This window comes from Limnoglobus sp. (assembly GCF_059499385.1).
Genome location: NZ_JCABYM010000062.1, coordinates 56,156 through 62,813 on the forward strand (window position 1 = coordinate 56,156; position 6,658 = coordinate 62,813).

The 6,658-nt window shown below is 68.6% G+C and carries 2 protein-coding genes; both read right to left on the bottom strand.

Translation table 11 applies throughout. The features are described from left to right. Nucleotides 1–51: 51 nt before the first annotated feature. Nucleotides 52–3,372 (bottom strand): hypothetical protein, encoded by a 3,321-nt coding sequence (locus tag AC5JJ2_RS11510; protein ID WP_495858131.1) that lies wholly within the window; start codon nt 3,370–3,372, stop codon nt 52–54. A 143-nt stretch (nt 3,373–3,515) separates the two neighbouring features. Further along, nucleotides 3,516–6,515, bottom strand: coding sequence for a hypothetical protein (locus AC5JJ2_RS11515; protein WP_495858132.1), 3,000 nt, complete (start codon nt 6,513–6,515; stop codon nt 3,516–3,518). Between the last annotated feature and the right edge of the window lie 143 nt (nt 6,516–6,658).

Consider the following 6,658-nt stretch of genomic DNA (forward strand, 5'->3'; position numbering starts at 1 on the left):
TGCGGCTCCCAAAAACCCCGCCGGCAAGCCGGCGGCTATATAAGGCGGAAATCACTTCACCCGGACCTTCACCTCGACCGGGTTGCCGACCGACGGTATCAACTTAATCGAATACTCGCCAGACTTATTTCCGGCCGTGACCTCGTACTCCACGTCGTTCTTGTCGTCGCCGACCGTCACCTCGGCCGGCAGCTTCAGCTCGCCGCCCTTCGGCCCCTCGAACTTCACCGCGTAGGCGTTGCCGTCGAACGCCAGCCAGTTCAGCGGGTTCTTGACGAGCTTCTTCTCGCCCGGAGCCAGCTCGACCGTGGGGATCGTCGCGATGACCGGCATCCGCAGCCGCTCTAGGGCGTTGCGTTGCAGGTTCTCCAGCACCTTGCCGCGGAGCTGCTCCTCGGTCACGAGCTGTTGCAGCCGGGCGAGGCTCTTGCTGAGGCTGTTCGACTCGCCGAGCTTCTCGCGGAGGGCCTGGACGAGCGAAATCAGCGTTTGCAGGTCGGCCTGGTCCTTGCCGATGAGCGACTCCTCCGGCCGCCGGCCTTCGAGCAGGGCCGTCAGGAAGTTCTTGTGCGTTTCCTCGGCCGTGGCGAACCCGGACTCCAAAATCAGGGCCAGGTCGCGGAGGATTTCGTTCTCGATCCGCTCCCGCGTCTTCTTGATGCCGTTGAACAGGGCCTCGTTGCCGAGCCGCTTGTACTCGGTCTGAATCTGCGCCGTCAGCTCGCGGGCCTTGCTCACGTCCTGCGCCAGGTCCTGCGCCCGGACCCCGGCCGAGATCAGGATGTCCGGCGGCGGGGCGAGGTCGCGGAGCCGCCCGGCCGTCTGGCTGAGCTTGCCCTGCGCCTCCCGCAGCTTCTTCAGCACGTCGTCCAGCCGGGCGATCTGGATTTCCTCGTCCTTCGCGATCTCGACGAGCAGTTCCGCTTCCGAGATTACGGTCAGGCGGACGGACTCGACGTTCTGCCCGGTCTTCGGCCCGGTCTCGAAGTTCGTGTCCGTGGCCAACACGTTCATCTCGATCCGGTAGCGGGGCTGAATCTTCGCCGGGTCGGTTTCCGCCAGGCCGGGGATCGCCGCGGCCAGGTCGAAGGCGTCCGCGTACTGGTCGCGGATGCGGACTTCCTTCACCGTCTGCGGCTCGTCCGGCGGCTGCGGCACGTCGAGCTTCTTCTTCAGCACGTCCATCGTCTCCGGCCGCCGCTTCGCGAATTCCTCGGTGAACCGGGCGACCGGGAGCTCCCCGGCGACGACCTTGCCCAGGTTCTTGTCGGACGAGTCCTGCACGATCTGCGCCGCGACGGCCGTGCGAATCGGCGACCCGACGGTAGAGGCCAGCGGCGCGCCGGCGAACAGCCCGGCGAGCAGCGGCAGCTTCGCCTCGACGGTGACGGCCGCGTCCACCTGCTGGTACGTGTACGCGAACACGACCTTGCTGAGGCCGGCGTCGTCCTTCACCTTGCTCTCGACGAGGAACGGCACGCGGGCGACCGGCGTGACGAGGTACGCATTCCCCTGCTTCCGCAGCACGTCCACGGCCAGCTCGACCTGCGGAACCTGGTCCTCGGAGACTTGTAGAAGAATCGACCGCGTGGAGGTCACGTCGTCGTCATCGACGAGCGTGAGGTCGAACTCCATGTTCGCGGTCGGCCGGTCGGCCCCGCGGAACGCGAGGCTGAACTGCGTGCGGTCCGCGCCCTCCGGCGGCACGACCAGTGCCACCGTGTCGCCCGGCTTCTGCCCCGGCAGTCGGCCGATCTTCGGCGTCACGAGCGCGTGCTTGAGCGGCTTGTCGGCGTACCCCTTCAGCACCAACTCCGTACCCTGAATGATCGAAAAGACGGACTTGTCGCCGGTCAGCGACAGGTCCTTCTCGCCGAGGACTTGGCGGAGACCCTTGAGGTCGGCGAAGTCCTGCCGCGGGGCGTTCGTGCCGAGCGTGTCGCGGACCGGCGGCGGGTGGTAGAGGTACGCCGGCTGGTACTCGGTGCGGGTCAGCTTCGAGAACATCGGCGGCGGCACGAGCGTGATGGCCCGCGCCGTCGTCGTGAAGTCGGCCCCCTTCACCGTGAACCGGATCGACTCCTTCAGGCCGGAGACCTCGCCAGAAAAGACGTTCCCGGCCTCGCGGGTGAGGTTGATCTTCCCGCGGGTCTTCGTGCCGCCGTAGGACAGCGTCATCGCGTCCGGGATGTCGAGCTTGCGGACGGTGCGGGACATCCGCGAGTCGGCGGCGAGGCTTTCGAGCTTCGCCAACACGTCCGGCACGCCGACGGCGTCGGCGGCCTCCGCCTCCACGCGGTCGAGGTCCCACGTCCGGGCGTCGGCCGGGAGCCGCTTGCCCTCGCCGGCTATGATGGCGCTGTTCGCGTAGCTCGCGAGGCCGGGCAGCTTGTCGGACAGGTCGGCCCACACCAGCGGCCGCCACCCGTGCGGGCGGGACCGGTCGGCGATCACCCACCGGTACGCGCGGGACTTCACCTTCGGCGACGCCGCGTCCTTGCCGATGCGGAGTTCGTCGCCGGGGAAATCGAGCAGCTCGACGTGGGCCTTCCGCGGCCAGGGGGTGTTGCGGAACAGCACGTTCCGCTCGCCCCAGACGGCGGCCACGTCGCCGAACTCGCGGGCGAACTTGCTCGCCGACCCGCCGCCGACCCCGGCGTAGGCGGCGTAGGCCGCGACCAGGGAGCCGATGGCGACGCCGCCGAGGACGAACCCCTTCCGCCAGACGCGGTCCCAGTTGAACACGGCCGCGACCGGAACCTGTGCGACCCGCTCGCGGGCCTCGGCGATGGTCTGCCGGATCATGTCCGCCGAGAAGCCGTAGGCGCGTTGCTTCTCCACGTCCGCGAGTTCCACGGCCGTGATGAGCCGGTCGCCGAGCAGGGCGGGGAAGCGCTTTTCGAGGACGAGGGCCATCTCGCGGTCTTCTTCCGTCGTCCGCAGCCAGAAGACGTACCGGACGAGGAGGATGACGAGGAACACCGGGGCGAGCACGGCCGCGATCAGAACGTGGAACAGCGCCGGCAGTTCCAACAAGTGGCGGCGGACCCACGGCTGCGGCACGAGCGAGACGAGCCGCTTGACGCTGTCCCGGCGGACGACGAGCAGCCCGACGAGGCCGAGGACGAGGCCGAGCTGCGCGAGCAGGCGGAACCCCCGCGGGGCGTCGAGCGCCCAGTCGAACCCGGTGAGCTTGAACAGGCCGAAGTCGAGGGCGAGGCCGAGCCAGAACCAGAGGACGACGACGACGGCGGCGGTGACGGCCGCGTCCGCGAGCATGTACTGGCGGATCGTGCCGCGGACCTGGTCCAGCGGGCTGGCGATCGTCGCGTCGAGCCGGGGCGGGGCGTCCGGGGTGTCAACAACAGGCATGGGTTCGTCCAAAGTAGTAGGCACACTCCGTGTGCCGTCGCGGAATCGAGTCTTCGAGATCCCGCGAGAGCGTTTGCGGGCGGAAGGCGTTCGCGGGGTCTCGAAGACTCGCCCCCGCGACGGCACACGGAGTGTGCCTACTACTATGCCAGCCGCACGATCTTCCGCACGGTCCACTCGACCGCCAGCAGGCCGATCGCGGCCAGCAGCAGGTAGCTCACCTCCGCCGGCTGGGACGACAGCCAGCCCGGCAGCGGCACGCCCTTGTCCCACAGGTCCTCGACCGCCCCGCGGTTGCGGAACTCCTTGCGGTCCGCCTTCAGGCACGCCGGGATCAACTCCAGCTTGTCCCGCTCCGCGAGCTTGAACGCCAACTTCACCTTCGCCGTGTCGGTCGCGCTGCCCTTCAGCCGGTCCAGCACGCCGGGTTCGGTGATCTTCGGCTCCACGTCCGCGAGCGTACTCGCGGCGGTTACGAGGGCGTTGAAGTCCGGGCGGGCGTTGTCCAGTTCCGGGTCGGACCGGCGGACCATGAACTCGCCGGCGATGGTGTCGCCGGGGCTGTCCGGCACGTCCACCACGACCTTGTACCGGAACTCGCCGGGCGGGAACTGCCGCGGGTCGGCCAGCACCTGCGCCTGGTAGTACCCGTCGAACCCGCTCGCCCCCTTCTTCGCGGCCATCTGGACCGGGCCGACCGGCTTCGCCCGCTTCGTCCCGTCCGGCTCGAACGTCTCGACGACGAACTTCGGGCTGATCGCGTCCGGCGGGTACGGCTTGCCGTTGGGCGCGAGCAGCCGGGCCTGCACCCGGACCATCGACCCGCTCGCGTACTCCTTGTTCACCAGCACCTGCCCGCGGAACGACTGCACGTTCCGCCGGGCCGCGGAGATGTTCCGGCCGAAGCGGATCCAGAACCGCTCGAAGAACGCCGGGTCCACCATCCGCAGCCGCCACGTCTCCCCGGACCCGAGGAACGCCGTCCGCCCGCGGCCGGGCTGGTTCATCACGAAGTACGGCTTCGGCTCCGCCTCGCCCCGCTCGTTCACGTCCAGGAACTCCAGGAGCGTCACCGCCCCGGCCTTCACCTGCTTGATCGGGTAGTACGAGAAGAACCCGTTCTTGGGATTCAACTGCTGGTTCGGGTTGCCGACGAACTTGTCCTTGCCGGTGAAGAACTTCTCCCACCCGGCGACCGGGTCGTCGCCGGTGTCGTCGAGCTTCAGTACGTCGAACTCGGCGTTCGGCTTCAGGTTCAGCCGCCGCGGCGACCGCGGGATCGGCCGCGTCTTGAGCAGGATGATGTCGTCCGGCAGCGCGCACAACATGTCGAGTAGCGGCTTGAGCCGGCCGGACTCGTCGGCGCGGGCCAGCTGGTACGTGTGGATCGGCCCGCCGACGTAGACGAACCCGCCGCCGCCTTCGACCACCCACGTCCGCAGGCCCTCGACCTGCTCGGCGGACAGTTCCGACCAGTCCGGGTCGAACGCCAGGACGAGGTCGTACTCGTGCAGGTTGAGGTACTTGTCCTCCGGCTTGTCGCCGGGCTTCGGCGTCGTCTCGTACCGCGTCGGGAACTTGATGAGCAGGCGGTCGGGCGTCACGTCCTGCGTGATGTTCCCCTCGCGGCCGCCCTCGTTTTGCAGGTAGATGCTGAGTTCCGCCCGCTTCTCGTTGACCTCGCGCATCAAGAGCGTGCGGAGCGTCTGGTAGTCCCGTGTCGGCCCGCTCGCCCACAGGAGAATCCGCAGCGGCGATTCGAGAACCTGCACCACCCGCGGGGACGAGACGTGTTCCGGCTTGTCGTAGATCTCGCGCTTGTCGGCCGGGATGCGGGCGACGAGCGACCACGCCCCTTGCTTCAGTTGCTTCCGCTTGCCGGCCCGCTTCGCGTCCTCCTTCTTCGCCTCCTCGACCAGCGACTCCGGCAGCTTGTCGGCGTCGAGCACGAACTCGGCCGCGCCGTGCGGCGGGTCGCCGGGCTGGAACTGGAGCTTCGCCGTCAGTTCGTGGTCCGGCTGGTCCTTCTTCGGGTCGCGGGTCGGCAGGTACAGGCCGAGCTTCACCTCGACTTCCTGCCGCTCCAGCCCGACGCCGTCGGCCTCGACCACGACCTTCACCGGCTCGTCCGGCGGGATGCGGTCCGGGGCCTGGAGATCCGTGATCGTAATGGCGATGTTTTCCCGCGGCTCGCCGACGGCGACGGTGAACACGGGAATCTTCTCGCGGGCGGCGCGTTCCTTCAGCTCGTTGTACGCCGCCTCGCTGCCGAGGTTGCTGCGGCCGTCGGTGAACACGATGACGCCCTGCACCATGTTCGCCGCCTCGCGGTTGATCGCCGTCGTGATCGAGTCCGGCACGTTCGTGCCCTGCACGATCGACCGAGCCACGTCGATCCGCTTCTCCAGCTTCGCGCGGTTGTCGGTGAGTGCCTTCTTGTCCTCCTCCGTCAGCGAGCCGGGCACGGCCTCGCCCTCCGGCAGCTTCGCGTAGGAAATAGCCCACTCCGGCGTGCCGGGCTTGTCGCCCCACGCCGGCAGCTTCGCGACCGCGTCGCGGCCCTCCTTCGACAGCCCGCGGAGCACCCACGGCTTGAAGTCGTAGTCGGCCCACGCCTGCCAGTCGTCCTTCGTCCAGACCGGCGACTCGGCCGTGTGCGTCTGCGTCTCGTCGTCCAGTCGCGTGCCGAACCGGTACACGTAAACCGGGTTCTTGTCGATGATCTTTTTGAGGAAGTTCACCTTGTCGTCGGTGAGGAAGTCGAGGACCTTTTGCAACCGGGTCGGCGGCTTCGGGCCGGTGGGGGAGCCGCGGTCGTCGGAGATTTGCGTCATGCTCGGCGACACGTCGAGCAGGATGAGCACGCGGGAGGTCTTCTCGGTCGTCTCCCACGTCTGCCGGGCCGGGAGCAGGAACGCGACGGCGAGCAGGACGTAGACGAGGGTGCGGAGGATGGCGAGCGGCAGCGCGACGTACCACCGGCAGGTGCGGGCGTCGCGGGCGTACATCCAGGCGGTGAACAGCCCGGCGACGACGAGGACGCCGATGACGAGGGCCCACCACGCGGTGGCCGTCGCCTCCGGGCTGACGAGCGGGAACGCATCGCTCAGGCGGCGGAAGACGATCTCGGTTTCACGGACCACGCCGGTATCGTTCATTAATCGGTCTCAACAGTCGGTGTCTTCTTGTAGGGTGGTGGGGGGGGGGGGGGGCGGCGCCGCCCGGGGCACCAACCCCACGGGGGGCCCGAAGACTCCGCGCCCCACCAACAAAAACCCCCACGCCC